Here is a 24,894-nt window from a genome sequence, read left to right on the forward strand (position 1 = left end):
AGCATGAGGCAGATGCGTGGTCGTCCTCATGACTCGCTCTCGTCCGGAGAAAGGGAATTTTCAGAATATTTCGATGCGAGATCTGCCGGCGGCTACCAGACGTTCCAGAAGCGCCGCTGGGCGAAACCACATCTCACCGTATTCGCCAAGCGCGCTGCGATAGTGATGGATGCGGCTGAGCACCGTTTCCAGGCCCAACTGCTCGGCGTAATGCATGGGGCCTCCGAGATGCGCGGGAAAGCCATAGCCGTTGATCCACACCAGATCGATGTCGCTGGCACGCAGGGCAATACCTTCGTCCAGCAAGCGAATGCCTTCGTTGATCATTACAAACAGGCAGCGATCGTGAATTTCCAGATCTTCGATGTTGCGACGCGTAACGTTGTGTTCACGGGCAAGCTGCTCTGCCAGCATGATGACTTCCCGGTCTTCCCTTGGACTACGTCCCTCGTAGAGGTAAAAGCCACGTCCGGTCTTTTGCCCGTACCGTCCCAAGGCATACAGTTCCTCGGCAAGGCAGCAGTAGCTCTGGTCATGGGCGATGGCTTCACGCTTGGCGTCGCGCATTAGAAAGCTCACATCGATACCTGCCAGATCCAGCATGCTGAATACGCCCATATTCAAATCCAGACTGGTCAGCACTGCATCAACCTGGACCGGCGTCGCCCCCTCCAGTACCAGACGGTGAGCTTCGCGGGCATAGGGTTCGAGCATGCGATTACCGATGGAGCCGGCGCTGTTACCGGAGATGACCGGAAGTTTGCCGATACGTCTGGCGATGTCCATGACAGCGGTTACGACGTCCGGCGCTGTAGTCTGACAAAGCACAATTTCCACCAATCGCATGACGTTGGCCGGACTAAAGAAATGCATGCCAATGACATCCTGCGGACGAGAGACCATCTTCGCGAGCGCATCGATATCCAGCGACGACGTATTGGTCGCAAGAATGGCACCTGGCTTACACACGCTCTCCAGAGCGAGGAACACCTGATGCTTGCTCTCCATCTTTTCGCATACCGCCTCAATGATCAGGTCGGCATCTGAAAGGTCTGCGTAGTCGAGCGTGCCAAACAGCAGCTCCATCCGCTGCTGCATTTGTACGGCACTGAGTTTTCCGCGCTTGACGCTGAGCTGATAGTTTTCACGAACACGTTTGAGACCGCGATCAAGCGTGCGCCCATCAAGATCCATCAGCGCAACGGGAATACCGACATCGGCAAAGCTCATCGCGATGCCTCCACCCAAGGTGCCTGCACCGATCACGGCAACCTTGTTGATCTTGCGCGACGGATCAGCCGTATCGATCCGGGGCGTTCGCCGCGCGTCTTGTTCTGCGAAGAAAACATGCCGCAATGCTTTCGACTGACGTGATGCTTCAGCCTGCTTGAACAGCGTCAATTCCCGCACCAATCCCTCTTCCATCGGCAACAGGCAGGCGGCCTCCAGCGCAGAAAGCACCAACCTGGGCGCCAGTCGACTTTTCCAGCGCGGCTCATGCTCCACGCGATAACGCGCCAGGAAATCATCGGGCAAGTCCTCGGCGGGGTTTGGCCATGCTTCGGCTGGCCGCGCAGGAGCACAACATTCGATCAGCTCATTGGCATAAGCGCGCGCCTCTTCCAGCAACTGTTCGGTGCTGGAGGAGATACGGTCAAGAATGCCGAGCATTCGAGCACGCTCGGCATCGATCTGCTCACCTGAAAGAATGAGGTTCAAAGCCGATTCGGCGCCTATCAGCCTGGGCAAGCGTTGCGTACCGCCGGCGCCAGGCATCAGACCAAGATTGATTTCCGACAACCCTAGCCGTGCATCTGGCGCACCAATCCGGTATCCGCAGGCCAGGGCCAGCTCTAGCCCTCCTCCTAACGCAAACGTACTGATCGCCGCAATCAGTGGTTTATGAAGCGCGCTCAAGCGAGTCAGGATGCCAGGCAAGTCAGGTTCAGCGAAGCACGCTTCGGTCCCGAATTCTTTGATGTCGGTACCAGCACTGAACAGTCCCTGCACCCCATAGAGAATGACGGCACCCACCGCTATGTCCGTAGCGGCACGCTCACAGGCATCAATGAGGGCTGCACGTAGGGTCTGGTCGAGTGCGTTGACCGGCGCACGGTCAAGACCGATCAGCGCCAGGCCATCTACGACGCGGTAATGGATCAGGTCACACATGGAGTGTCCCTTACTGACGTATTCAGGGTGTTGAGAGGGCGTGATTGAAGATCGAATATCCGCGGCGTTTTAAAATTTCCGGAAAACATCACCGATGCTGGCAACGGGATAGGCTGGCTGCGACTGTGCTGTCGGGTTCCAGCTGACCGGGCTAAACACACCGTATGAGCCAGCTGAGTAGAAGCTATGAATCGAGTAGATGGCGAGAGAGACGAGAGTCAGGGCCAGGCAGGAAAATAGAATCGGGCGCATCGCAAACCTCCGTCATCTGGCGGGAGCCAAATGCAGTGTCTTTTGTTATTGAGGGTTTCGATTCTGGATAACGACCGATGCAAAAGCTTGGCAGATCACGCCAGGTATTTTGCAGTTCATGACATGCAAATACCCCGAAATCCGTTCAGCTTTGTGAGCCGGGCGTTGAGCTTATTTCGTCTCAGATGAAGTAAGTTGCTCAAGTTCTGTGGTTTTCATTGCAGTAATGAGCTTTTCCTGCACAATTCCGAGGACTGAAATACGATTCGAGACCGACTGATGTCCCTGACTCCTCAAGACGAACGACTCATCAAGGCGCTTGCCCTGGCCATCGTTGATCGCCCCCGTGCGACGCTCAAGGAACTGGCTGAAGCGGCAGGCGTGAGCAAGGCTACGCTGCATCGCTTTTGCGGCACCCGCGACAACTTGGTGCAGATAATGGAAAGCCACGGTGAGACGGTGCTGAACCAGATCACCACCACAACCGACCTGCTGCACGGAGAGCCGGTGCAGGCGTTGCGCAGTTTGATCAATGAGCATTTGGCGCATCGTGAAATGCTGGTTTTCCTGCTCTTTCAGTACCGCCCCGACACTTTTCCAGTCAACGGTGAGGGCGACCGTTGGCAATCTTATGCCGATGCCCTGGATGCTTTTTTTCTGCGCGGCCAGCAATTGGGCGCATTTCGCATCGATATCACGGCAGCCGTTTTCACAGAGCTGTTCCTGACCATGATCTTCGGAATGGTCGATGCCGAGCGCCGTGGGCGCGCGGCCAGCGCCAACTCGGCCAATGTGCTGGAACAGATGTTCCTGCACGGTGCCGCTAACGTAAAACCCCGATAATCCACACTCTATCCTCCTGCAAAAAAGCCCCGTGACCTCTCGGTCTACGGGGCAAAAGGTTGGATGCGCCAACCCAAAGGAGCTCTTGCCAGGATTTATCTGACGTTTGTTTGTGATGACCATCCTCCACCCAGCGAACGGAACAGATCGACCAGGGCAATCTGGCGCTGAGTGCTGACTTCGATAAACGCCGTTTCGTTGACGAAACTGGTGCGCTGGGCATCGAGATAACGCAGGTGGCTGTCGATACCGCCTTCATAACGGGCCTTGGCCAGACTCAGGGTTTCAGTGCTGGTGTTGGCCAGTGCGCGGCGCGCGGCCTCCTCCCGGCGCAAGGTGTCGGTGGCGGCCAATGCATCGGCGACCTCGCGGAACGCCGTCTGAATCGTGCCTTCATAGGCCGCCACGGCTGAATCCTTGCGGGCTTCGGCCAGACTCAGCCCGGCACTGTTGCGACCGGCATCGAACAACGGCAGCGAAAGGTTCGGCACGAAACTCCAGGAGCGCGAGCCACCGTCGAACAGACCGGACATCTGCGCGCTGGAAGTACCAAAGCTGCCGGTCAGGCTGATACGCGGAAAGAACGCCGCCCGTGCCGCGCCGATGTCGGCATTGCGCGCTTGCAGTCGATGCTCGGCCGCAAGAATGTCCGGCCGGCGCTCGATCAGCGTCGAGGTGGTATCCGGGGCGATGTCCTGCACCAGCATCGGCTGCGTCGTCAGCCGCTCGGGAATCACTTTCCCTGCATCCTTTGTCCCCAGCAGCAAAACCAGCGCGTTGAACGCCTGCTGCTTCTCGCGCAGATTGCGTTCCTGCTCGGCCCGCGCCTGCTCCACCAGCCCCAGTGCTTCCTGATAATCCAGCGCAGTCGCCGTGCCGCTGGAGCGGCGCTGGCTGATCAGCGCGAACGAGTATTCGCGGCTGCTCAGGGTTTGTTGAGTCAAATCCAGACGACGCTGGGCGCCGTCATGAACAAGATAGGCCTGACTGACTTCGGCGATCAGCGCGATCTGCGCGGCGCGGGCGGCTTCTTCGGTAGCCAGATATTCCTGCAGCGCCGAGTCGCTGAGGCTTTTTACCCGGCCAAACAGATCCAGCTCGTATTCGGGCAGCGACAGGCCGACTTGATACTGGCTGGCCACCCCTGCCCGGCCGTCGCTGGCCAGGTCCGACGGCAAGCGCTGGCGATTGCCGGACGCGCTTGCATTCAGCCCGGGAACCCGATCAGCCCGCTGAATTCGGTACTGCGCCCGAGCCTGCTCGATGTCCAGAAGGGTCTGGCGCAATGAGCGATTGTTATCCAGCGCAACCTCCACCAGACGGCGCAGATCGGGATCGACGATGAACGCCTGCCACGCCAATTGGTTGATCGGAGCGCCTTGTTTCAGCGACTCGCCCGCCCAGTTGTCCGCGACCGGTGCAACGGGCCGCTCATAGGTCGGCGCCAACGAGCAACCGGCCAGCAGCATGGCGATCACCAGCGTAGAAAATCCTGAAATACGCATGTGTCACTCCTGAGTCAAAGCGGGTTGTTCAATGGGCGCAGGTTTACTGCGCAGCATCGACAGCACCCAGACAAAACAGATCGGTACAAACAACACCCCCAGCAGCGTCGCGCTGAGCATGCCGCCGATCACCCCGGTACCGATCGCCCGCTGACTTGCGGCACCTGCCCCGGTCGCCAGTGCCAGCGGCACTACGCCGAGAATGAACGCCATAGACGTCATCACGATTGGCCGGAAGCGCAGCCGTGCGGCCTCGATCGCGGCGTCGCGCAGGCTGTAACCTTTCTCCCAAAGCTCCTTGGCGAACTCGACGATCAGAATCGCGTTTTTCGCCGCCAGACCGATGATGGTGATCAAACCGACCTTGAAGTACACGTCGTTGGGCATGCCGGCGACCATCACCGCGAGCACCGCACCGATGGCGCCGATCGGCACGATTAGCATTACGGTCAGCGGAATCGCCCAGCTCTCGTACAGCGCCACCAGCAGCAGGAACACCACCAGAATGGCCAGCGCGAACAGCTGCGTGGCCTGACCGCTGGAGACCTTCTCCTGATAGGACAGACCGGTCCACTCGTAGCTGAAGCCGGCCGGCAATTGCGCAGCGATACGCTCCATTTCCGCCATGGCTTCACCGGTGCTGTAGCCCGGCCCCGCATCACCGACGATGCGCACCGACGGATAACCGTTGTAGCGCACCACCTGCACCGGACCTTCCTCCCAATGCGTGGTGACGAAAGCACTGAGCGGCACCAGATCGCCCGCGGTGTTGTGTACATAAAGCTTGAGCACGCTTTCCGGAGTCATCCGGTCGCCCTGCTCGGCCTGCACCACCACGCGCTGCTGGCGGCCGGCGTTGGTGAAGTCGTTGATCACCTCCGAACCGAACGCGGCAGACAACGCACTGCTGATTGATTCAAAACTCACCCCCAGGGTGCGTGCCTTGTCACGGTCGATCACCACGCGCAATTGCGGCGACTCGGCCAGGCCTTCCATCATGGCGTAGAGGATTTTCGGGTTGCCGTTGGCCTGACCGAGCACCTGGTCACGGGCAGCGAGCAATGCTTCGCGGCCCAGACCGGCACGATCCTGCAGGCGCAAGGCGAAACCACCGGAGTTGCCCAGCCCGTCAATCGGCGGCGGTGGCACGGCCATCACCGCACCGTCGTTGGTCACGGCAAATTGCTCGTTCAGCGCATTGACTTCCGCCATGGCCGATTGATCTTCGCCACGCTCCGACCAGTCCTTGAACACCGGGAATGCCAGCGCTGCGTTATCGCCCATCCCGGAAAAGCTGAAGCCGGACACCAGGAACGTCGACTGAACCCCGTCGCGGGTAGCCAGGTAGCGCTCCAGTTGTTCGCCGGTCGCTTCGGTACGGGTGCGAGTCGCGCCCGGTGGCAACTGGACGTCGACGATCATGTAGCCCTGATCCTCCACCGGCACGAAGGATTCCGGCAGGCGCAGGTAGAAGAAGCCGAGCATGGCGATAATGCCCAAATACACCAACATCATCCGGCCGGCGCGCGCCACCAGCCCGTTGTTCAGCACCGAATAGCGATCGGTGAGCTTGGCGAAGCCACGGTTGAAGGCGCCGAAGAAGCCGCGCTTTTCATGGTGCCCTTGTGGAATCGGCTTGAGCAGCGTGGCGCATAGCGCCGGGGTGAACGTCAGGGCAAGGAAACCGGAGAACAGAATCGACACCGCCAGCGATACCGAGAACTGCTGGTAGATCACACCGACCGAGCCGGACATGAACGCCAGCGGCATGAACACCGCCGATAACACCAGGGTGATACCGATGATCGCGCCCGATACCTGCCCCATGGCTTTCACCGTGGCATCGACCGGCGACAAGCCCTCCTCGGCCATGATCCGCTCGACGTTCTCCACCACAACAATTGCGTCGTCCACCAGAATGCCGATGGCGAGCACCATGCCGAACATGGTCATCATGTTCACCGAGAAGCCCATCAGGTACATCATCATCAGCGTGCCCAACAGACACACTGGAACCACGATCGACGGAATCAGGGTGTAGCGGATGTTCTGCAGGAACAGGAACATCACCAGAAATACCAGGACCATCGCTTCGATCAGGGTATGAATCACCTTCTCGATCGCGACATCAACGAAACGCGAGGTGTCGTAAGGAACGGAATATTCCACGTCATCCGGGAAGTACGCCGACAGTTCGGCCAGGCGCTGCTTGACTGCGGTTGCGGTCTGGATTGCGTTGGCGCCTGGCGACAACTGGATCGCCGCTGCCACGGCAGGTCTGCCATTGAGACGCGAGTTGAAGTTGTAACTTTCCTGACCGATTTCCACGCGGGCGACGTCGCCCAGTTTGACCGTGGAACCGTCCTCGTTGGCACGCAGGACAATGCGTGAGAATTCTTCCGGATTGTCCAGCGTACCTTTCACCGCCAGGGTGGCGGTCAGTTCCTGCTGGCTGCTGGTCGGCGTACTGCCGAAGCTGCCGGCCGGCACTTGTACGTTCTGGCCGCGGATGGCCGCGCTGACGTCGTCGATGGACAGCCCGTAGCCCACCAGTTTCTGTGGGTCGAGCCAGACGCGCATCGCCGCTTCGGAGGAGAAGAACTGCAGCTTGCCGACACCCGGAACCCGGCGCAGCTCGTTGTTGATATTGCGCGCGGCGTAGTCGCCCAGTGCGGTGGTGTCGCTGTGCTGGGTGCCCTCCTTATAGTTCAGCGCATAGATCAGCAAGAACCCGGCACTGGTCTGCTCCACTTCCAGACCTTGGGTGAGCACGGCTTGCGGCATCCGCGCTTCAGCTTTTTTCAGACGGTTTTGCACGTCAACCTGAGCGAGCTGCGGGTCGGTGCCCGGCTGGAACGTCACCGCAATTTCGGCGATGCCGTTGGAGTTGTTGGTCGACTCGAAATACAGCAGATTCTTCGCACCGTTGAGCGACTCTTCGATCACACTGGTGACCGAGTCCACCAGCACCTTCGCGGAGGCGCCGGGATAGGTTGCCGTCACCTTGATCTGCGGCGGCGCGACGTTGGGGTATTGCGCCACCGGCAGCATCGGAATGACCAGCAGACCGGCCAGAGAGATGAACAACGCCACCACCCAGGCGAAGTTCGGGCGTTTGATGAAAAACTGAGACATCGGAATATCCTCGCGGCGACGGCGCCCTTACTGTTTCGACTCAGGCGTCAGCGCCTGGGCTTGAGGCTGAGCAGGCGCGACCTTGGCGCCTGCCTGCAGGCCACTCAGGCCGTTGACAATCACCTGATCGCCGGCCTTCAGGCCTTCACTGATCTGCCAGCGCGAACCCTGCATGGAACCGGTCACCACAGTGCGCGCTTCGGCGCGGCCGTCGGCGCCGACCACCATGACTTGCGCCCCGCCATCGCTGCCGCGCTGCACCGAGCGCTGTGGCACGAGAATGGCCTGATTGTCGGTGCCTTGAGGTGTGCGCACGCGCACGAACATACCTGGCAGCAACACGCCGTCACTGTTGGCGAACTTGCCACGCAACGACACCTGGCCGGTGCCACGGTCAACGGCGACATCGGTAAACATCAGGGCGCCCTGACGCTCGTAAGCAGTGCCGTCGACACGAATCGACAACGCCTTGTTGTCGTCGGCGGAGAGTTTGCCGCCCTTGAGTGATTCGCGCAGACGCAGCGCGTCAGCGGCCGATTGGGTGAAGTCGACATACACCGGATCCAGCTGCTGAATCCGCGCCATCAACGTTGCGTCACCCTGACCGACCAAGGCGCCTTCTGTGACCAGTGCGCGGCCGACACGCCCGGAAATCGGCGCGGTCACCGAGGCATAACCCAGGTTCAACCGGGCGCTTTGCAGATCAGCCTGGGCTGAACGCGTGGCCGCCTGAGCACTGCGCAAATCGGCCATGGCGCTGTCGTAGTCCTGCTGGCTGACCGCTTCGATCTTCACCAACGGTTCATAACGCTTGACCCGCGCCTGAGCCTCAAGGGCAACGGATTGCGCACGGGCCAGTTCACCCTCGGCGCGAGACAAGGCTGCTTTCAGCGGTGCCGGGTCGATCTGGAACAGCAGGTCGCCGGCTTTGACATCAGCGCCCTCTTCAAAACGCTTCTGCATCACGATGCCCGGCACCCGCGCACGCACTTCCGCAACGCGCATCGGTTCCACCCGGCCCGGCAGCTCTGACGTCAGTGCCAGTGGCTCAGTCTTCACTGCAAGCACCTCTACCGGACGCGCCACTTCAGCCATATCCGCCTGTTCATTCGCTGGTCCACACCCGGCCAGCGCAATGGCAACTGCCAACGACCCCGCCATCCCTACTGCACGCAAATTGCCCATAACTCACCCGAGGCTTGATTGAATTTGGTGCGAATGCTACTTTTCAAATCCTAATGAGTCAATAATGTCTCATGTGAGAAATATATGAATCTTACATTACGATCGCTTGAGGCTTGGTGATGAACCTGATTTTCCATGAAGAACACCTGCTCAAATCGTTGACCGTGGCGGTCGTCAACCGGCCGAGGGCAACCATGAAAGAGCTGGCGCAATTGGCAGGCGTGAGCAAGGCCACCCTGCACCGCTATTGCGGAACACGGGAAAACCTGGTGCAAAGACTGGAAGAACACGCCGAAGCAACGCTCAATCTGATTATCCGCCGTGCCGGTTTGCAGCATTTGCAGGCGCTGGACGCGTTACGTCGATTGATCCGCGAACACCTCGCCCATCGCGAGTTGTTGGCGTTTCTGATGGCACATTACCGCCCCGACTTTCTCGATTTCGAACGGGGCGACACACGCTGGCAGTTTTACCTGGAGGCGCTGGACGGATTTTTTCTGAGAGGCCAGCAACAAGGGTTGTTTCGCATCGACATCACCGCCGCGATTTTCACCGAGCTGTTCATCACTCTGGTGTATGGCCTGGTGGATGCCGAACAGCGCGGGCGAGCCGCCAACGCCGATTCGGCACGCACCCTTGAGCAAATGTTCCTGCATGGCGCGCTGGCCGGTAGTCAATTGCGCGAGGACGCCTGCTTGCCGGAAAAAATGCTCTAACGCTCAAAAATGGGTGAAGGCATCGCTGATGCTGGCGACCGGAGGGTGACTGGAATGATGGACAACGGTGTGGCCAGCTGGCCGGTGCTGCGAATACAGCGCACCCGAAACCAATGCGACCGCGAGCAAAGCAAACAGGAACCGACGCATCGAACACCTCCATCGTCCGGCCGCGGGCCGAACGCAGTTTTATTGTTATGGGTGCTTCGAGTCTGGCCCTACGAGCGAGGTGAAAGCTTTGCAGATCGCGCCAGCGATTTTGCAAATCGTGCCAGTTCTTTCCGGCCAGCGGCGGCCGGTCATTCTGAGGGTTGAGCGGATGTCCACGGTTCGAAGTACTGCGCTGTTGGGGTTCAAGGCGTTTTGTGCCAGTCAGGGCATCGACCCGGCTTCGGCGCTGGCCGCGGTTGAGCTGCCTGAAGACCCTCTGGATGCTCGACTGTCCGGCGCGCAGTTCAATGCCTTGATTGACTTGTGCGCCCAGCGCTCGCACAACCCGCTATTCGGCGTGCAGTTCGGCTTGCGCCAGGGCACGCAAAGTCTCGGCACCCTGCTTTACGCCATGCGCAGTTCAGGCACGGTCGGCGAGGCGCTGAACCTGCTGACACGTTATTTCCATATCCATAGCGACGGCGCGCTCGTGCAGCTTGAGCGTCAGGCCGGTAACGCCCTGCTGCTATACGACGTCACGGATGGCACCTTTATTTCGGTCCGCCAGACCGTGGAACTGGCGATGGGTATCGCCAGTTGCCTGCTGCGCGAACTGCTCGGGCACGCCTGGCAACCAAAATCGCTGCTGTTGCGCCACAGTGCTCCGGCCAACCGCCTGGCCTATCGCGCCTTGCTCGGGGTAGCGCCGCGTTTCGACAGCCCGGTCAATGCCTGGGTGTTTGATGAGTCATTACTGACGACACCGCTGAGCACGACAGACGCCAGATACCAACAATTGGCCCGGCAACATATCGACGAACTGGCCCGCGTGACGCTGGAGGAATTGCCGTCTTACCTGCAAAAAAGGCTGCGCAATGAACTGGCCCACGGCCCGGTCACGCTGCGCGACATGGCCGAGTACATGATGATCAGTCCACGCACCTTGCAGCGCTATCTTCGAGCGCAGGGCTCTGGATTTCAGGCGCTGCTGGACCAGACACGCCGGTCGATGGCCGCGCGCTACCTCTGCGATTCTTCGCTCAGCCTGACGCAAGTGGCGGGTCTGTTGGGTTACGCCGACCTGAGCGCGTTTTCCCGGGCATTCACGCGCTGGAACGGGGTCAGCCCGCAGCAGTGGAAACAACGCATGCAACACTTACCTCGGTAAATCGACATGGCTTGCAACCCGTTCATTCGCGCCATCAGCCTGACAGGTTTCGATCCATTTGCCCGGCGTCAGGGACTGGAGCCGAACCGGATGCTGCGCCAAGCGTGTCTGTCCGTAGCGTCACTGCAGCGCCCGGAAGACATCCTGTCCTTTCGCAATTACTGCCGCTTGTTGACACTGTGCCGGCAGCGCTCGAACAACGCATTGTTCGGTTTGGAGTTCGGCCTCCATCAGGGAGTCGACGTCTTCGGTGACATGTTTTTCCTGATTCACAACACCCGTACCGTCGGCGACGCGCTGCGCGAACTGCGCGCCAATTTCGCCCTGTACAACGGCGCTGCGCATCTCTATCTGGAGGTGGCCGACGGCATCGCGTTACTGGGTTATCGAGCCGATGAGCAGGAGATCGACGGCCTCGCTCAGGCCGAAGAGCTGGCGTGCGGGGTCGGTCTGCGCCTGATGCAAACCCTGGCCAGTGCACCATGGCAACCCGAGGCAATCATGCTCCGCCATGCGCCTTTGGCGGATGAAGGCCTCTATCGGCAGGCGCTAAACATCACGCCGACGTTTTCAGCCGCCCACACGGGATTGCTCTTCAATGCCAGTGTGCTCGCGCAGCCGCTGGATTGCGCCAGTGAAGCCTTGCATCAGCTCATCGCTGAACATTTGGCAGGTATTGAACGTCTGTCCACCGATGCCATGCCGGGATACGTCAGGCAATTGCTGCGCAATCTGTTGCCCAGCGGACGCGCGACGATCGACAGAGTGGCCGATTGCATGGCCGTCACCCCGAGATCCTTGCAGCGCCACCTGGCTGAGGAAAAGACCTCTTTTCAGCAGTTGCTGGACGAGACGCGCCAGCAATTGGCGCGCAAATACCTGCAGGTCCCGACGATCAGTCTGCCGCAAGTAGCGCACCTGCTGGGCTACGCCGATGTCAGTACATTCTCGCGGGCTTTTCATCGATGGTTTGGGGTGTCGGTGCTGGAGTGGTGCAGGCAATTCGGTGTGAACAGACAGCCCTTGCTGCTTCGAAATCGAGTGAAAGAGCGACCTTGAGCGTATTGAAACTGGAACTGTTTCGTATTGGAAGTCAGCACTTGTAGCAAGTTGATTGCAGTTAGGAGGAGTTATCGGCAAAAAATGGACGCTTGTGACAGGAAGCAGTTGGACACGAGCCACCGTTGAGAATGTACCGCATCCGACCAACAGTCGCCCTTTCTCCTGGGGAGAAGCTATCAGCCAATAGCGGCCATCCGGCAGCAACCGGCCAATAACGGACGATCGTCCTTCCCCCGATCGTCAACTCAAACGGAACCTGACGCCGGATAATCCAAATAGCCTTCCCGACCCTGGCTGAACCAGGTACTCATCTCGCTTTCCACCAGTGGCAACCCCCGAGCGAATCTCAGCGGTAGGTCCGGATTGCCGATAAACGGACGTCCAAATGCAATCGCATCGGCGAGTCCTGCATCCAAGTGCGCTTGCGCCTTGGCAAGCCCGTAGTCCGAGTTGAGGATCAGTACGCCTTTGAACACTTCGTGAATCATCCCGGCCAGCGGCGGCCGTTCTGACTTGCCGAAGGTGCCATCCAGCGGTGGCTCGCGGACTTCCAGATGAGCAATGCCGATCGATGACAGCACTTCGGCAGCACGGATGAATAGTGCTTCTGGATCGCTATCGCGGATACCCTGTTCATAGCTGCTTGGGGTCAAGCGTACGCCGGTGCGGTCGGCGCCGATGACGCCTGCAACCGCCTCGGTTACTTCCTTTAGCAAGCGGATACGGTTATCGATCGAACCACCATAGGCATCACTGCGAAAATTGTCGCTGTCGCGCAAGAACTGGTCGATCAGATAGCCGTTGGCGGCGTGAATTTGTACGCCGTCAAAACCCGCCTCGATTGCGTTGCGCGTGGCTTGACGGAAGTCTTCCAGCAGTGCGGGAATTTCTTCCAGCGGTAACGCGCGCGCCGGGGTATACGGTTGTTTACCTGCGTAGGTATGCGCCTGGCCCGGCGCCGTGGTGACCGATGCGGAAACCGGCTGGCCGCCACCGAGAAAACTCGGGTGCACGACCCGGCCCATGTGCCACAGCTGCGCGATAATCCGGCCGCCAGCAGCATGAACTGCGTCGGTGACTTTGCGCCAGCCGGCGACCTGTTCGTCGGACCAGATGCCCGTTGCGTAAGGCCAGCCCAAACCTTGCTGACTGATGCCGATCGCTTCGGAAATGATCAGTCCCGCGCTGGCGCGCTGACGGTAATACTCGACCATCATCTCGGTCGGGACGTGCTCGCGAGTACCGCGCGCTCTGGTCATCGGCGCCATCAGGATACGGTTGGGCAAATCGAGCGCGCCGAGGCGCAGGGAATCAAATAACGATGTCATGTTCAGGCTCTCCAAAAAGGTGGGCAGGATCAAACCAGGCGTGCGCCGCCGTCGATGTTGAGTACGGCGCCGTTCATGAAGGTGTTGCTCATCAGGAACACCGCTGCCGCGCCTGCCTCTGCTGCTGTGCCGAGGCGATGTAGGGGCAGAATCTGCTCAAGTGAGGCGATAAATGCCTCACGCCCCTCACCCAGTGCCTTGCCGAGAATCGGGGTGTTGATCGGGCCCGGCGACAGCGTGTTGACCCGCACCGGTGCCAGCTCGAGAGCCAGACCGCGAGCCAGTGCTTCCATCGCTGCCGAGGCGGCTGCCAGCACGGCGGTGCCGTAGGCATTCGGGCGATCAGCCAGAGAGCCGGAAATGAACGTGATCGAGCCGTCTTTTGCCAGCTTGTCACCGAGGATCCGAATCACATTGATCGATGCCCAGATGCGTTCATCGAACGCGCGGTGCAGGTAAGCGAGATCCGCCGCAAGCACGGAGCCAGCCACAAACGTGCCGGCGAGCAGAACGAGGTGATCGACTTGGGGGATATCTGCCAATGCTGTTTCGATAGCCTGACTGTCAGTCACGTCTGCCGCGCGCCAATCGTCGAGACCATGCTCGATGGCGGCTTGTCCGGCACGCGCGGCGTTTGAACCGATGACGATGACCTTGGCGCCAGCGGCTTTCGCTTGCACGGCAGCGGCGAGGCCGATGCCGGAGGTACCGCCGAAAATGACCACGGTTTTGTCGGTGAGTGAGGATGGCAGGGTTTGGGTGATGTTCATGCTTGAGTCTCCGTCTGGAACACCCGAGTGGCGTTCGATGGGCAAAGACTACGACTTGGAATGAAGATTGATAATCAGGGCAGAAGTCGCTTTACTAGTGCCATGAAGGCACAAATCGGATTGGATCGTTTAACTGGGCTCATCGCCTTTGCACGAGCGGCTTCGCTGGGCAGCTACACGGCTGCAGCCCGGGCACTGTCGGTATCACCGTCGGCCGTCAGCAAAAGCGTGCAAAGGCTCGAAGAGCATTTCGGGCTGATGCTGTTCACCCGCACCACACGCTCACTGGTGCTCACCCCGGAGGGCCGCGATCTTTACGAACGGGCGTTGCGGATTCTGCGTGAAGTCGAAGACATCGATCAGGCCGCCGTCGCCTCCCGCGCCGAGCCTTCGGGCGTGTTGAAAGTCACCGCGCCGTTGCCGATTGGCCTGAATATTCTCGCGCCAGCCCTGCCAAGATTTCGCGAGCAATACCCGAACGTGGCTATTGATCTGCGGCTTGGCGATCAGTATTCCGACATCATTGAACAAGGCATCGACGTCGCGGTTCGGGTTGGCAACCTTGCCGACTCGCGACTGATTTCTCGCCCGCTGGGCCCGCATCGGATCGGTGCATTCGCATCACCTCATTACCTACAGCGCAAAGGTACTCCGGTAACGGCTGAAGACCTTGCGGGTCATGAATGCGTGAATTTTCGGTATCAGAGCACGGGGCAGAGTTTGAAATGGCCTTATGAGGCGGATGGTAAACAGCTTGAGTTGTCGCCAAATACAGCTTTTACAGTCGATGCCAGCGATGCGGTTGCTGTGGTAATAGCTGCGGGGGGCGGTATCGGTATCTCACCGCACTATGTGGCTGCGCCGTATGTGCGCCGGGGAGAACTGGTTCCGATCCTCCCACAATTCACCGTAGAGCGATTTTCTATCACTGCTTTATGGCCAGAAAGCCGTCGAGGTAGCCCAAACGTAAAAGCGTTCATTGCATACCTGGTGGAGCTGTTCCCTCCCACGCCTCCTTGGGATGAGCTAATCAAAAAACCGAGTATGTGAGAGTGCATTCTGGTGGATTTTGAATAACCGCTTCTTGCCGATTGCAGCGCACGCGACAGGCAGCAATCGGCCAATAGCGGACGCTCCTGCTAGTAATGACCGATACGACAAAACTTAGCTCTTCAAATACAAAACTTACCGGCGCACATCAAACGGTTTCCACCCACCGTCGATATTGACGAGTGCGAAGTGCCATACCGAGCTGTTGCAGGATAAGCGCACGCAGCGGTGAAACGTTCGGATCGGGCTTTTTCGCGCGACTCAGCTTGCGCAACTGAAACTTCACTACCGCCATGTTTGCCAAGGATGCGACGGCTTTATTTTTCCAGGTAATCGGCGGCAATTGCGGAGCATTGTCTTTGCCCAGCAGCCAGTCCCGAGGCAAGTTGGGATCGATGGCTAACGCTGTTCCGATCCCAACCATATTAACGCCGCTCTGCACGACGTTTTCCGCCACCGCGCGGCGACGTATACCACCGGTGACCATTACCGGCATTCTGGCAACTGTTTGGATATCACGGGCGAACTCGACGAAGTAGGCTTCGCGAGCCAGCGTGCGACCATCGCGCGCCTCCCCCTGCATAGCGGGCGCTTCATAACTGCCTCCGGATAATTCCACCAAATCCACACCAAGGCCATTGAGCAGCTCAACGACCTTCTTCGCATCATCGGCGGTAAACCCTCCCCGCTGGAAATCGGCGGAGTTGAGCTTGACCGCCACTGCGAAATCCGCAGAAACCACAGCCCTGACCGCCTTGACGATTTCGATTAACAGGCGCGCCCGATTTTCTAGGGAACCGCCCCATTCGTCCGTCCTTTGGTTGGTCAACGGCGAAAGGAACTGGCTCAACAAATAGCCATGGGCAGCATGGATTTCCACGCCGGTGAATCCGGCTTGTTCGCCGAGGCGCGCGGTGTTCGCAAAGCGTTGGATAACTTCCTTAATCACGCCGGAGGTCATCGCGTGAGGCGTGGCGAAACGCTTGGACAGTTTGCCCAAATCCAGCGGCACGGCCGACGGTGCCCATGTTTTTTGCCCAAGATTGGACTGCATCTGCCGCCCTGGGTGGTTGATCTGCAACCAGAACTGCGCACCGCCGGATCGACCAATACGTGCCCAACGCTTGAACTTGGCCAGTTGCTGATCGTCCTGCAAAACTACGCCACCCGGTCCGGTCATGGCGCGGCCGTCGACCATCACGTTGCCGGTGATGATCAGGCCTGCACCACCATCGGCCCACGCTTGGTAGAGACGCATCAGTTCTTCGGAGGGTGCCTGATCGGCGTCCGCCATGTTCTCTTCCATGGCGGCTTTGGCGATTCGGTTCTTGATAGACGAACCGTTTGGAAGCATCAGGGTGTCGAACACATTCATGGAGCAGTCCTCAACTGGATATGAGGCTACCTTAAGATTGAAGTCAACTTTAAGGTCAACATCTTTTTTCCGAATCAGTCGATGTTCATCGCGCCAGATCCTGGCAATTGCGTCACCAGCTCAGCACCTAACAACAGTGCGGGTGTGTAAGCCCCGCCAGTCGGACGCATTTGCAACAGGTAATCAACCACCGCCAATGCAGCGTCGATCGTCAGGCTGTAGACGTTCGCGGTATGCAGGCGCGCGGTTCTGCACTCACCACGGGCGTTGCGAGCCTCGCCCCAAACATAGGTGCCTTGATCTGCGCGTTTTTCCTGATCGGGGCCGACCACGATTTTTCCAATTCGTGCTTTGAGCAACCGCTGCACGAACGACAAACCCAGCAACGGACGAATCCAATTAGCAAACCGGGCGCCGCGGATCATGCCTGCGGAACCAGGGATGAAAACTTCGATGTTGGCAATGCCGGTGGTGTGCCAAGCAGTGGAAACGTCGCCCCATGGAATAGTCATTGCCAGCTTTTCTCCGGCACCAAAGTCGATGCGACGCACCCGGTAGGCCAGCGGCACCGAGGTGATTTTGCCGTCACGGCGAACCTTGCCACCCTGCGCCATACCCTCAATTGAAGTCTTAGCAGTACCGGGCGAAAAACTTGAGCGCGAATCAAAACCCAATGCCAGGTGCGTGGCATCCGGCATCGCATTTTTCAATGCAGCGGCTACACAGTCCGTAGGAACCACATCGAAACCGACGCCTGGGCAAATGACCACGCCCGCCGCCCGCGCACGTTCATTCAGGGATTGAGCGTGCTCGAATACGGCAATCTCGCCAGTGATATCCAAATAATGTGCATTGGCACGCAAGCATGCTTCCATCATCGGAACGGCGGTCGCTGAGAACGGCCCTGCACAATGCAGAACCAAGCCATGGCCTTTGATCTGAGCAAGTAAACGTACTTCGTCTTCGAGTCCAAACACCCGAGCTTCAAGACCCAACTCCCGAGCCAGGGCTTCAACTTTGTCTCGGCTACGTCCCGCCAGCACAGGTTTAAGCCCACGTTTTACAGCATCACGAGCGATCAACTCGCCGGTGTAGCCGTTGGCTCCATAAATCATCCATTTCATCTGCGTATCAAAGTTGTCTTGCTGACTCATGCATGGCTCCCGAGTGGATTAGTGACGAGCGTTATTGCCTTGCTCATTGAGCATCAGACGCTAGCGTTAAAGTCAGGTTGAGGGTCAAGTTGAAGCGAGCAGCTACCAGTGGAAATTATTTGCAGAGGCGGGGGTTGACCTTAAAGCGAGGTTTAAGGTGAGCATGCGCCGACCTGCTTGATTGATGGAACCCGGATGATGCTCAAGACCTTTGTTTCTTATGCGTTGGTACTGATAGGTAGCGCTTTCATGACATTTGCAAATGCTGATACCGCCCCTTCCACAATGACTGCCAAGAATCGCCAAATTCTGGTGATTCTGACCAACCACTCCAGCTATCCCTCACGAACCGATACGACGGGGTTGTGGCTGACTGAGCTGACGCATTTCACCGACGTAGTGGAGGCAGCTGGCTACAGCACAGTTTTTGCCAGTCCCAAAGGCGGTGCGGTGCCTCTAGATGAGCGCAGCCTCGGTTGGCTGTACATGGACAAGGCCGCCCGAGAGCATTTGCAGTCCCCTGCCTTTCGCGCTCGCCTGCAAAACACACTGCCGATCGCCGATGTCGATCCGTCCCAGTTCAGCGTCATCTACTTCACCGGGGGCCATGGGGTGATGTGGGACTTCCCCAATAATCCCGACCTGCGGCGTGTCGCCGAAACTATCTACAACCAGGGTGGCATCGTCTCGGCCGTCTGCCATGGCGTTGCGGGTCTGTTGGATCTGAAGGATGAACAAGGCCAGTTGATCATCAAAGGGAAGAACATCACCGGCTTCTCTGATCGCGAAGAGCTGTTCTCCGGCATGAAAAGCCAGGTGCCCTTCTTCCTTGAGGACAAGTTGGTGAGCCAAGGCGCGCGATACCGCAAAGGCTGGCTGCCATTCACGTCATTCGCCATCACTGATGGAAGGCTTGTCACCGGCCAAAACCCTCAATCGCCCAAAGCCGTAGCTGAAGCCGTGATGGCGGTGCTCTCAGGCGACAACGTAGCTCGCTGAACCCTCAAGTAGTTCCCACCACCCGGAGAAAGACCGATTGAAACTCGCAAGCGCCGTATTAACAGGATTGCTGTTCAGCTCAATTGCCAACCATGCGTTGGCGGGGACGCCTGAAATGCTCAGCCCGACTGAAACCAACACAATCGATATCGCAGGCCACACAGTGCCGGTCGTCAAGGGCGGCTTGTACGACCGTTATCGCTCGAATCCTCCCTTGTCGGTGATTGCAGCAGAACTGCCGGGTGTTGATTTGAGCTGGTTCAAAGGACTGGAAAAGCACAAGGTAGACATTGGCTTCGAGTCATACTCTCCGAACTTTTATTACCAGAACAGTCGGGTAACGGCTGTCTACACGGCCGACCTGGACACACTTCGGGCATTGATGCCGCCGGAAGTATTGGCAACCGTACACCCCCTGCAAATCTGGCCGGGTCGCGGCTTGATTGCGTTTACCGCTTACACCTATGAGCATTGTGATAACGACGCCTATAACGAAGTGGCCGTGTCGATCATTACCAACAAGCCAGGCAAAGCCAATCTGGGCCCGTTCACACTGATTGGCCAGTCGATGTCTGGCGACTTCTGGGGCTATGTGCTCAAGCTGCCGGTCAATACCGAGCTTGCACGGGTGCGCGGTGTCGTCGGTTACAACCTGCCTAAATGGCTGACCGGTATTGACCGCAAAGAAGATGCCCAATCTGTGGTCTATGACATCACCGACAGCCAGACCGGAAAAGTCGACGTGTCCTTCAAAGCGAAGAAACTCGACAACCTCTCTCGCGATGTCGACATCGTCACCAGCAGCTTCACCAATCTCGATCATCAGGGCCAACTGGCATACGGGTATGCGGTTTCCCGCCAGCTCAGTCACGGCTCCAGCCGCGACGCTGATTCGGTCACCCTCACGCTGGGCGACGGCAGTCTGTCGAATTACCTCCGTGCCCTGAAGCTGGGGAAAATGATGAAGTACGAATACGTGCCAGAGTTCCAGAGTGCGCTTTATGCGCCCAAGCCACTCGCCAGCCTGATTGGCGAGCGCTGAGACTTTTTGCGCCTGTCAGGCTCCGGAAGCCTGACGGGTGTGTTTTTTTGTAGAAGACGTTACCGCGGGCCTATCTGAAGCTTTTCCAACCCCCTCTTCACGCAGACGATTTATCAGCATTTGAGCATTATCCCCACACGCCATGCCCTCGGGTTTATCTTCGATGCCCTTGATGACGACCAGAAGTTGAGCTTTGTTTTGCGCTAGCCGCTCCTGCAGAACGCTGATTTCTTCCACCTTTTGCTTGAGTCCAGTGAGCAACTCGTCGTGCCGCCAGCCACTGGCATTCATCGGCATCAGTTGCCGAATCTCCTCCAATGAGAAACCTGCCGCTTGTGCGCCGGTGATGAGTTCCAGTACCCATTCGGTATCGGGCGCGTAGTCCCGGTAGCCATTGGCCTTGCGCTCAACGGAGCTGATCAAGCCACTGGCCTCATAGAAACGGATGCGTGACGGTGCCAGTCCGCTGATTTTCGCCAGTTCGCCTATTCTCATACATCACCCTGAAAAATCTATTGACCTTAAAGTTGACTTTAAACCTAAAGTCATCGAGCGGCCAAGCGCACCGTGTGACTTGGTCGTCATGGCGTTCGTGAGTAAGCGCAGGCTAATCCAGCAACGCACTCTGAACTGCCTACCGGAAGGGCTGCATGCTATTAACTCAAGGCCATGATCGGAACGCGATTCGATGAAGGCCTCCACTTCATTCAGGAGATACGAACATGGGGTATGTCACTACAAGAGATGGTGTTGAAATCTTCTACAAAGACTGGGGGCCACGCGATGCCCAGGTCATCTTCTTTCACCACGGATGGCCACTGAGCGCGGATGATTGGGACGCGCAAATGCTCTTTTTCCTGGGTGCCGGTTACCGGGTTGTAGCACACGATCGGCGCGGTCACGGGCGATCCAGCCAGGTCTGGGATGGACACGACATGGACCACTACGCCGACGACGTCGCGGCCGTAGTTGATCACCTGGGTGTACAAGGCGCAGTTCACGTCGGGCACTCCACCGGCGGCGGTGAAGTCGTTCACTATATCGCTCGCCATGGCGAAGACCGCGTCTCGAAAGCGGCCATCATCAGTGCCGTGCCACCGCTGATGGTCCAGACACCGACCAATCCTGGCGGCCTGCCGAAGTCAGTGTTCGACGACTTGCAGGCACAACTGAAAGCCAACCGGGCACAGTTTTACCACGACGTTCCTGCAGGGCCTTTCTATGGCTATAACCGCCCGGGTGCAAAGACCTCCGAGGGCATTGTCTTGAACTGGTGGCGACAAGGCATGATGGGATGTGCACAGGCACACTATGACGGGATAGTGGCGTTTTCTCAGACCGACTTCACCGAAGATTTGAAGAGCATCAAGATCCCCGTCCTGGTAATGCATGGTGATGATGACCAGATCGTGCCTTATGAAAATGCAGGGGTTTTGTCGGCCAAACTTCTGCAAAACAGTACGTTGAAAATCTACCCGGGCTTCCCTCATGGAATGCCGACAACCAACGCCGAGACGATTAACGCAGATCTGCTGGCATTCGTGCGGAGCTAAAAAATGGGGCGGGTTAATCCCGCCCTTTTTCCCCTTGCGACTCCAAGATCAGATTTTGAATTTCGCAAAGTGCATAAGAAATGCGTTAACTGATTGTCCGCTATTGGCCGAAAGCAGTCGTCCACGGAGCCCAGAACGGAAAAGTGCTTTAGCATTTTTTAATGCCCGGAGAAGGCTTAATTGGGGCGACTCTTCATCGACAGTTCGAGCATCCTTAAGGCCGCCTCACCGCCAGCAGCACCAATCACAAGATATTCAACAAGCAGCGGGCGTCTGATTGCAGTGCAACCGAATAAAGCAGCCTCGCCGCTGAGGATGGGCGGCATAAGCACGCGCCGCAGCAATAAGCATTTCGCTAAGGGCAGCGCTAGGTGACTTGCCCGGGATCAAGAACCGGTCCAATGGCACCACCGTGGCTGAATAGCGTTTCAATGCATCCGAAAAAAAAGCTCCTTTGCTGCCGAATGCAGCATAGAAGCTTGGTAGCGCTCACGGATGGACTGATAGACAGCTACGTCCGCTCATACTCAAAGCCTCAGACCTTCCACCACGCATTTGAGTATTACCGCGCACTTCCCCGTTCGATTGCGCAGAACGAGAAATTAGCGACGACCAAAGTGACCATGCCGGTTCTCGCCGTTGGCGGGGGGGCAATGGCGGATTCGGAGCCCGGCAGCCTGAGAATATTCGACGATACGCTACTAATGTTGAAGCACACGTTTTGCCTGAATGTGGCCACTGGGTCCCAGAGGAGTGTGCGCCAGCGCTGAACCCGTTAATCCGTTCCTTTCTAGATCAGCCATAGGGTTGGTCGTTGAGGGCATTGGTGTTCTGGTGCTTTAGCACTCCGCGCACCTGCGAGCGATCCAGGCTTTCTATTGCGAGGCGATTCTGGCTTTCTCGACGGTTACGCCATCTGGCTCCAAAGCGGCCGTCAAGCCGACAACCTGGTCGCCAGAATCGGCAAAGCTGAAACGGCACTTTTCCGCAGATCGATCCGCGTCCCCGCGACCAGTACCTCGCCGAGCAATTGCAACGCCCCGGCCCAGACGGCAAAAGCGTTGCCTATGCATCAAATGGAACAGGCGCTACCACCATGCTTTTCAAGGTAGCGCTGATGTTCTTCATCTGCCTTTTGAAACTCACCCAGTGGCAGGATCACCGTAGCCACTGGCTTGCCCAACTGGCCACTGGCATCCAGCTGCTGCCTGGCGACAAGCGCCAGTCGGGACTGCTCGGCACTGTTGAAAAACAGCGCGGAACGGTATTTCGCCCCGACGTCCGCACCCTGCCGGTCGCCTGACGTGGGATCGTGCAGTGTCCAGAAGTGCTCGACGAGACGGCTGTAGGAAATGAGTCGGGGGTCGAAGTCGACTTGCACGACTTCGATCAGGGTGGCATCGCCCAAGTCTGACCGCGCGAACCCGACGCGGGTGTCGAGCACACCCGGCAATGCCCGGAATGAGGCTTCCGCCCCCCAGAAACAGCCGGCACCGAATGTCGCCTGCTCTGACAGAACGTCGCCTGGAAAATCACTCATGCGCGGCCTCCTCACCCTTTTGATAGTGCAGGTGCAAATGCAACTGGGCGATATGCTCCGGGCCGATTCCACAGCATCCGCCGACAATGCTGGCCCCTGCGGCAACCCATGATTTCGACCAGTCCAGGTAGGACTCGGGGCCCAGATCGCGCCGAATGTCCAACAAATCGCTATTGGCCTCGGCTTTGGCACTGACAGGGGGGAAAGCATTGGCATAAACCCCCAGTTCGACAGGATGATCCAGGTTTTCAATCACAGCGCGTGCCTCAATCAAGGCCGCGGCCATCACTTCCGGCTGGCTGCAATTGAAGAGCACCGCCCTGGCCCCCAGCTCAGCCGCCACCCCAACCGCATCAGCAACGGCCTCGTTTGAGCGTAATCGCGGTTCCCGGCCCTCTTCGTCCAACAGCGTGAATGACACCCAGAGTGGCGCGGGATTCGTTCCGAGGGCTTCGACCACCGCACGCACTTCAGCAATGGAGCTTTGCGTTTCGGCCAGCCACACATCGACGTGCGCCTGCAATCCGGCAATCAGTTCGCGGTGAATAGCTACTGAACGCTGATGATCGAACAGATCCGGCCGGTAGGACCCCAACGCCGGCGGCAACGACCCGGCCACGGTGACCGGATCGGTACTTTCGCCGGCGGCCTGCCGCGCCAGTCGTCCGGCGCGCTCAGCCAGCGCTCTTCCCTGCTCGGCAAATCGCTCGTCGCCAATATGAAAAGGCACCACCGCATAGCTGTTGGTGGTGATGATTCGGGCGCCCGCTGTCACGAACGCCTGATGCGCCTGCAGCACATACTCGGGCGCTTCGATCAGCGCGAGGGCCGACCATTCCGGTTGACGGAACGGCGCGCCGATTCGCTTCAACTCCCGCCCCATGCCGCCATCGAGCACACGTACGTTCGCTCTGGTCATTGGGCTGAACTCACTTGCTGCGCCTGCCCTGCAAACCACTGATCAACAGTAGAAGGGTTGGCTTGAACCCAGGCCTTGGCGGCGACGTCTGCTGGCTGTTTCTCCTTTTCGATCTTCTGGATCAGTCCGTTCAACTGTGCCGGGTCGATGGAGAAGTTGTGCAGGAACTCGGCAATTTTCGGCGCGCGCTTTTGCAGTGCTGTGGAAGCCAGGACGTACACCTTGGCATCCGGGAAGGCGCAGGTGATGTGGCTCTTGTTCAGCCAGTCGGGATCGACGGTCGGGCTGACGAATTTCCAGCAGCCATCCGCCTTGTAAAGAGGATCTTCTTTTTTGTTGTCCTGGGCGTAGCCATCGAACGCGGGCTCTTCCAGACGACGCAGATCATAGGCCGAGAAAATCCAGTCAGGGGTGTAAGCGTAGAACACCACACCGCGTTGCGCCTTGTAAGCCGAGGCCAGTTTGGCGTAAGTCACCGAGGCTTCCGTCGACACGGACTCGAATTTATCGGCGAAGCCATAATCCTTGGCCTTGATCTGGCCGATATAGGTCGACTCCCAGCCCGCCGGCCCCACCAGCAGTTCGGCCTTGCCGCCGCCCACTGGCTCGAAGAGCTTGGCCACTTCCGGTTTTTTCAGGTCGTAGATCGATTTGACGCCGTACTTGTCTTGCAGATAACCGGGAATGTAGAAGCCTTGTTCGCCGGCATAAGGGTGAGCATTGGGCACCAGTGAGCGGGTGCCGCCGGTGACGTACTTGGCCCACGCCGCCGACTGATTGGGCAGCCAGATGTCCGTCAGCACATCCACAGAACCGTCGCCCTTGGCCGCCGCACTGAAAAGCACCGGCACGTCTCCGGCGAGATACGACACATCACCGTCCAGACGACTTTTGATCACCTCACCCAAAATGTGTTGAATGGCGATGGCCCCCGTCCAGTTCTGCTCGCCAATGACAATTTTGTCCTTGGCCATCA

The 24,894-nt window shown here is 58.4% G+C and carries 21 protein-coding genes; 8 read left to right on the forward strand and 13 right to left on the reverse strand.

Going from position 1 to position 24,894, the window contains the following annotated elements:
- Positions 1-60 precede the first annotated feature (60 nt).
- The gene (locus tag ACM6JM_RS09660; protein ID WP_074690579.1) at positions 61-2,172 is read right to left on the reverse strand and encodes a 3-hydroxyacyl-CoA dehydrogenase NAD-binding domain-containing protein; all 2,112 of its coding nucleotides are present in this window, start codon (positions 2,170-2,172) and stop codon (positions 61-63) included.
- 531 nt (positions 2,173-2,703) lie between these two features.
- Here ACM6JM_RS09660 and ACM6JM_RS09665 point away from each other — a divergent pair.
- Positions 2,704-3,267 carry a TetR/AcrR family transcriptional regulator gene (locus ACM6JM_RS09665; RefSeq protein WP_103385261.1) on the forward strand — a complete coding sequence of 188 codons (564 nt, stop codon included), beginning with the start codon at positions 2,704-2,706 and terminating at the stop codon, positions 3,265-3,267.
- A 95-nt stretch (positions 3,268-3,362) separates the two neighbouring features.
- Here ACM6JM_RS09665 and ACM6JM_RS09670 read toward each other — a convergent pair whose 3' ends face one another.
- Genes ACM6JM_RS09670 through ACM6JM_RS09680 form a run of 3 tightly spaced genes read right to left on the reverse strand, consistent with a single transcriptional unit; the run spans position 3,363 to position 9,092 of the window.
- A complete protein-coding gene (locus ACM6JM_RS09670) occupies positions 3,363-4,772 on the reverse strand; it encodes an efflux transporter outer membrane subunit (RefSeq protein ID WP_011334169.1) in 1,410 nt (469 codons plus the stop codon).
- 3 nt (positions 4,773-4,775) lie between these two features.
- Positions 4,776-7,907 carry an efflux RND transporter permease subunit gene (locus tag ACM6JM_RS09675; protein ID WP_011334170.1) on the reverse strand — a complete coding sequence of 1,044 codons (3,132 nt, stop codon included), beginning with the start codon at positions 7,905-7,907 and terminating at the stop codon, positions 4,776-4,778.
- A gap of 27 nt (positions 7,908-7,934) precedes the next feature.
- Positions 7,935-9,092: a MexC family multidrug efflux RND transporter periplasmic adaptor subunit gene (locus tag ACM6JM_RS09680; RefSeq protein WP_011334171.1), complete on the reverse strand. Its 1,158-nt coding sequence runs from the start codon at positions 9,090-9,092 to the stop codon at positions 7,935-7,937.
- Between the two features lie 119 nt (positions 9,093-9,211).
- Between ACM6JM_RS09680 and ACM6JM_RS09685 the strand changes: the two genes are divergently transcribed.
- The gene (locus ACM6JM_RS09685; protein ID WP_011334172.1) at positions 9,212-9,808 is read left to right on the forward strand and encodes a TetR/AcrR family transcriptional regulator; all 597 of its coding nucleotides are present in this window, start codon (positions 9,212-9,214) and stop codon (positions 9,806-9,808) included.
- Between the two features lie 3 nt (positions 9,809-9,811).
- On the opposite strand, the gene ACM6JM_RS09690 is transcribed toward ACM6JM_RS09685, so the two are convergent.
- Complete coding sequence (locus ACM6JM_RS09690; protein ID WP_164872147.1) at positions 9,812-9,958, reverse strand: hypothetical protein; 147 nt, start codon at positions 9,956-9,958, stop codon at positions 9,812-9,814.
- 169 nt (positions 9,959-10,127) lie between these two features.
- On the opposite strand from ACM6JM_RS09690, the gene ACM6JM_RS09695 reads away from it, so the two are divergent.
- Together ACM6JM_RS09695 and ACM6JM_RS09700 are read left to right on the forward strand one after the other, a co-directional pair.
- Complete coding sequence (locus tag ACM6JM_RS09695) at positions 10,128-11,126, forward strand: AraC family transcriptional regulator (protein ID WP_011334173.1); 999 nt, start codon at positions 10,128-10,130, stop codon at positions 11,124-11,126.
- Positions 11,127-11,132: 6 nt separating this feature from the next.
- Positions 11,133-12,185: an AraC family transcriptional regulator ligand-binding domain-containing protein gene (locus ACM6JM_RS09700; RefSeq protein ID WP_414881746.1), complete on the forward strand. Its 1,053-nt coding sequence runs from the start codon at positions 11,133-11,135 to the stop codon at positions 12,183-12,185.
- 248 nt (positions 12,186-12,433) lie between these two features.
- Here the strand turns inward: ACM6JM_RS09700 and ACM6JM_RS09705 are convergent, their stop codons facing one another.
- Both ACM6JM_RS09705 and ACM6JM_RS09710 read right to left on the reverse strand, forming a co-directional pair.
- The gene (locus tag ACM6JM_RS09705) at positions 12,434-13,516 is read right to left on the reverse strand and encodes an alkene reductase (RefSeq protein WP_414881912.1); all 1,083 of its coding nucleotides are present in this window, start codon (positions 13,514-13,516) and stop codon (positions 12,434-12,436) included.
- Between the two features lie 29 nt (positions 13,517-13,545).
- Positions 13,546-14,286, reverse strand: a complete 741-nt coding sequence (locus ACM6JM_RS09710) for an SDR family oxidoreductase (protein WP_103385256.1) — start codon at positions 14,284-14,286, stop codon at positions 13,546-13,548.
- A 60-nt stretch (positions 14,287-14,346) separates the two neighbouring features.
- Between ACM6JM_RS09710 and ACM6JM_RS09715 the strand changes: the two genes are divergently transcribed.
- Entirely contained in the window at positions 14,347-15,336 is a 990-nt protein-coding gene (locus tag ACM6JM_RS09715; RefSeq protein WP_414881747.1) for a LysR family transcriptional regulator, read from the forward strand.
- A 148-nt stretch (positions 15,337-15,484) separates the two neighbouring features.
- Here the strand turns inward: ACM6JM_RS09715 and ACM6JM_RS09720 are convergent, their stop codons facing one another.
- Together ACM6JM_RS09720 and ACM6JM_RS09725 are read right to left on the reverse strand one after the other, a co-directional pair.
- On the reverse strand, positions 15,485-16,711 hold the full coding sequence (locus ACM6JM_RS09720) for an NADH:flavin oxidoreductase/NADH oxidase family protein (RefSeq protein WP_103385255.1): 1,227 nt from the start codon (positions 16,709-16,711) through the stop codon (positions 15,485-15,487).
- A gap of 74 nt (positions 16,712-16,785) precedes the next feature.
- A complete protein-coding gene (locus tag ACM6JM_RS09725; protein WP_414881748.1) occupies positions 16,786-17,865 on the reverse strand; it encodes a saccharopine dehydrogenase family protein in 1,080 nt (359 codons plus the stop codon).
- 195 nt (positions 17,866-18,060) lie between these two features.
- Between ACM6JM_RS09725 and ACM6JM_RS09730 the strand changes: the two genes are divergently transcribed.
- Positions 18,061-18,864, forward strand: coding sequence for a type 1 glutamine amidotransferase domain-containing protein (locus ACM6JM_RS09730; RefSeq protein WP_103385254.1), 804 nt, complete (start codon positions 18,061-18,063; stop codon positions 18,862-18,864).
- A 115-nt stretch (positions 18,865-18,979) separates the two neighbouring features.
- Positions 18,980-19,906 carry an acetoacetate decarboxylase (ADC) gene (locus ACM6JM_RS09735; RefSeq protein WP_103385310.1) on the forward strand — a complete coding sequence of 309 codons (927 nt, stop codon included), beginning with the start codon at positions 18,980-18,982 and terminating at the stop codon, positions 19,904-19,906.
- Between the two features lie 15 nt (positions 19,907-19,921).
- Here ACM6JM_RS09735 and ACM6JM_RS09740 read toward each other — a convergent pair whose 3' ends face one another.
- Positions 19,922-20,401: a MerR family transcriptional regulator gene (locus ACM6JM_RS09740; protein ID WP_414881750.1), complete on the reverse strand. Its 480-nt coding sequence runs from the start codon at positions 20,399-20,401 to the stop codon at positions 19,922-19,924.
- Positions 20,402-20,628: 227 nt separating this feature from the next.
- Here ACM6JM_RS09740 and ACM6JM_RS09745 point away from each other — a divergent pair, with 227 nt between their 5' ends.
- On the forward strand, positions 20,629-21,459 hold the full coding sequence (locus tag ACM6JM_RS09745) for an alpha/beta fold hydrolase (RefSeq protein ID WP_048390108.1): 831 nt from the start codon (positions 20,629-20,631) through the stop codon (positions 21,457-21,459).
- 1,072 nt (positions 21,460-22,531) lie between these two features.
- On the opposite strand, the gene msrA is transcribed toward ACM6JM_RS09745, so the two are convergent.
- Genes msrA through ACM6JM_RS09760 form a run of 3 tightly spaced genes read right to left on the reverse strand, consistent with a single transcriptional unit; the run spans position 22,532 to position 24,892 of the window.
- A complete protein-coding gene (gene msrA / locus ACM6JM_RS09750; RefSeq protein ID WP_414881751.1) occupies positions 22,532-22,999 on the reverse strand; it encodes a peptide-methionine (S)-S-oxide reductase MsrA in 468 nt (155 codons plus the stop codon).
- On the reverse strand, positions 22,992-23,918 hold the full coding sequence (locus ACM6JM_RS09755; RefSeq protein ID WP_414881752.1) for a homocysteine S-methyltransferase family protein: 927 nt from the start codon (positions 23,916-23,918) through the stop codon (positions 22,992-22,994). Before ACM6JM_RS09755 ends, msrA begins: the two co-directional genes overlap by 8 nt.
- Positions 23,915-24,892: a glycine betaine ABC transporter substrate-binding protein gene (locus ACM6JM_RS09760; RefSeq protein ID WP_237233858.1), complete on the reverse strand. Its 978-nt coding sequence runs from the start codon at positions 24,890-24,892 to the stop codon at positions 23,915-23,917. The genes ACM6JM_RS09755 and ACM6JM_RS09760 overlap by 4 nt, the downstream gene beginning before the upstream one ends.
- Positions 24,893-24,894: the final 2 nt, after the last annotated feature.

Source organism: Pseudomonas sp. IT-P2 (assembly GCF_949767575.1).
In the GTDB taxonomy this organism is placed as follows: Bacteria; Pseudomonadota; Gammaproteobacteria; order Pseudomonadales; family Pseudomonadaceae; genus Aquipseudomonas; species Aquipseudomonas pharyngis.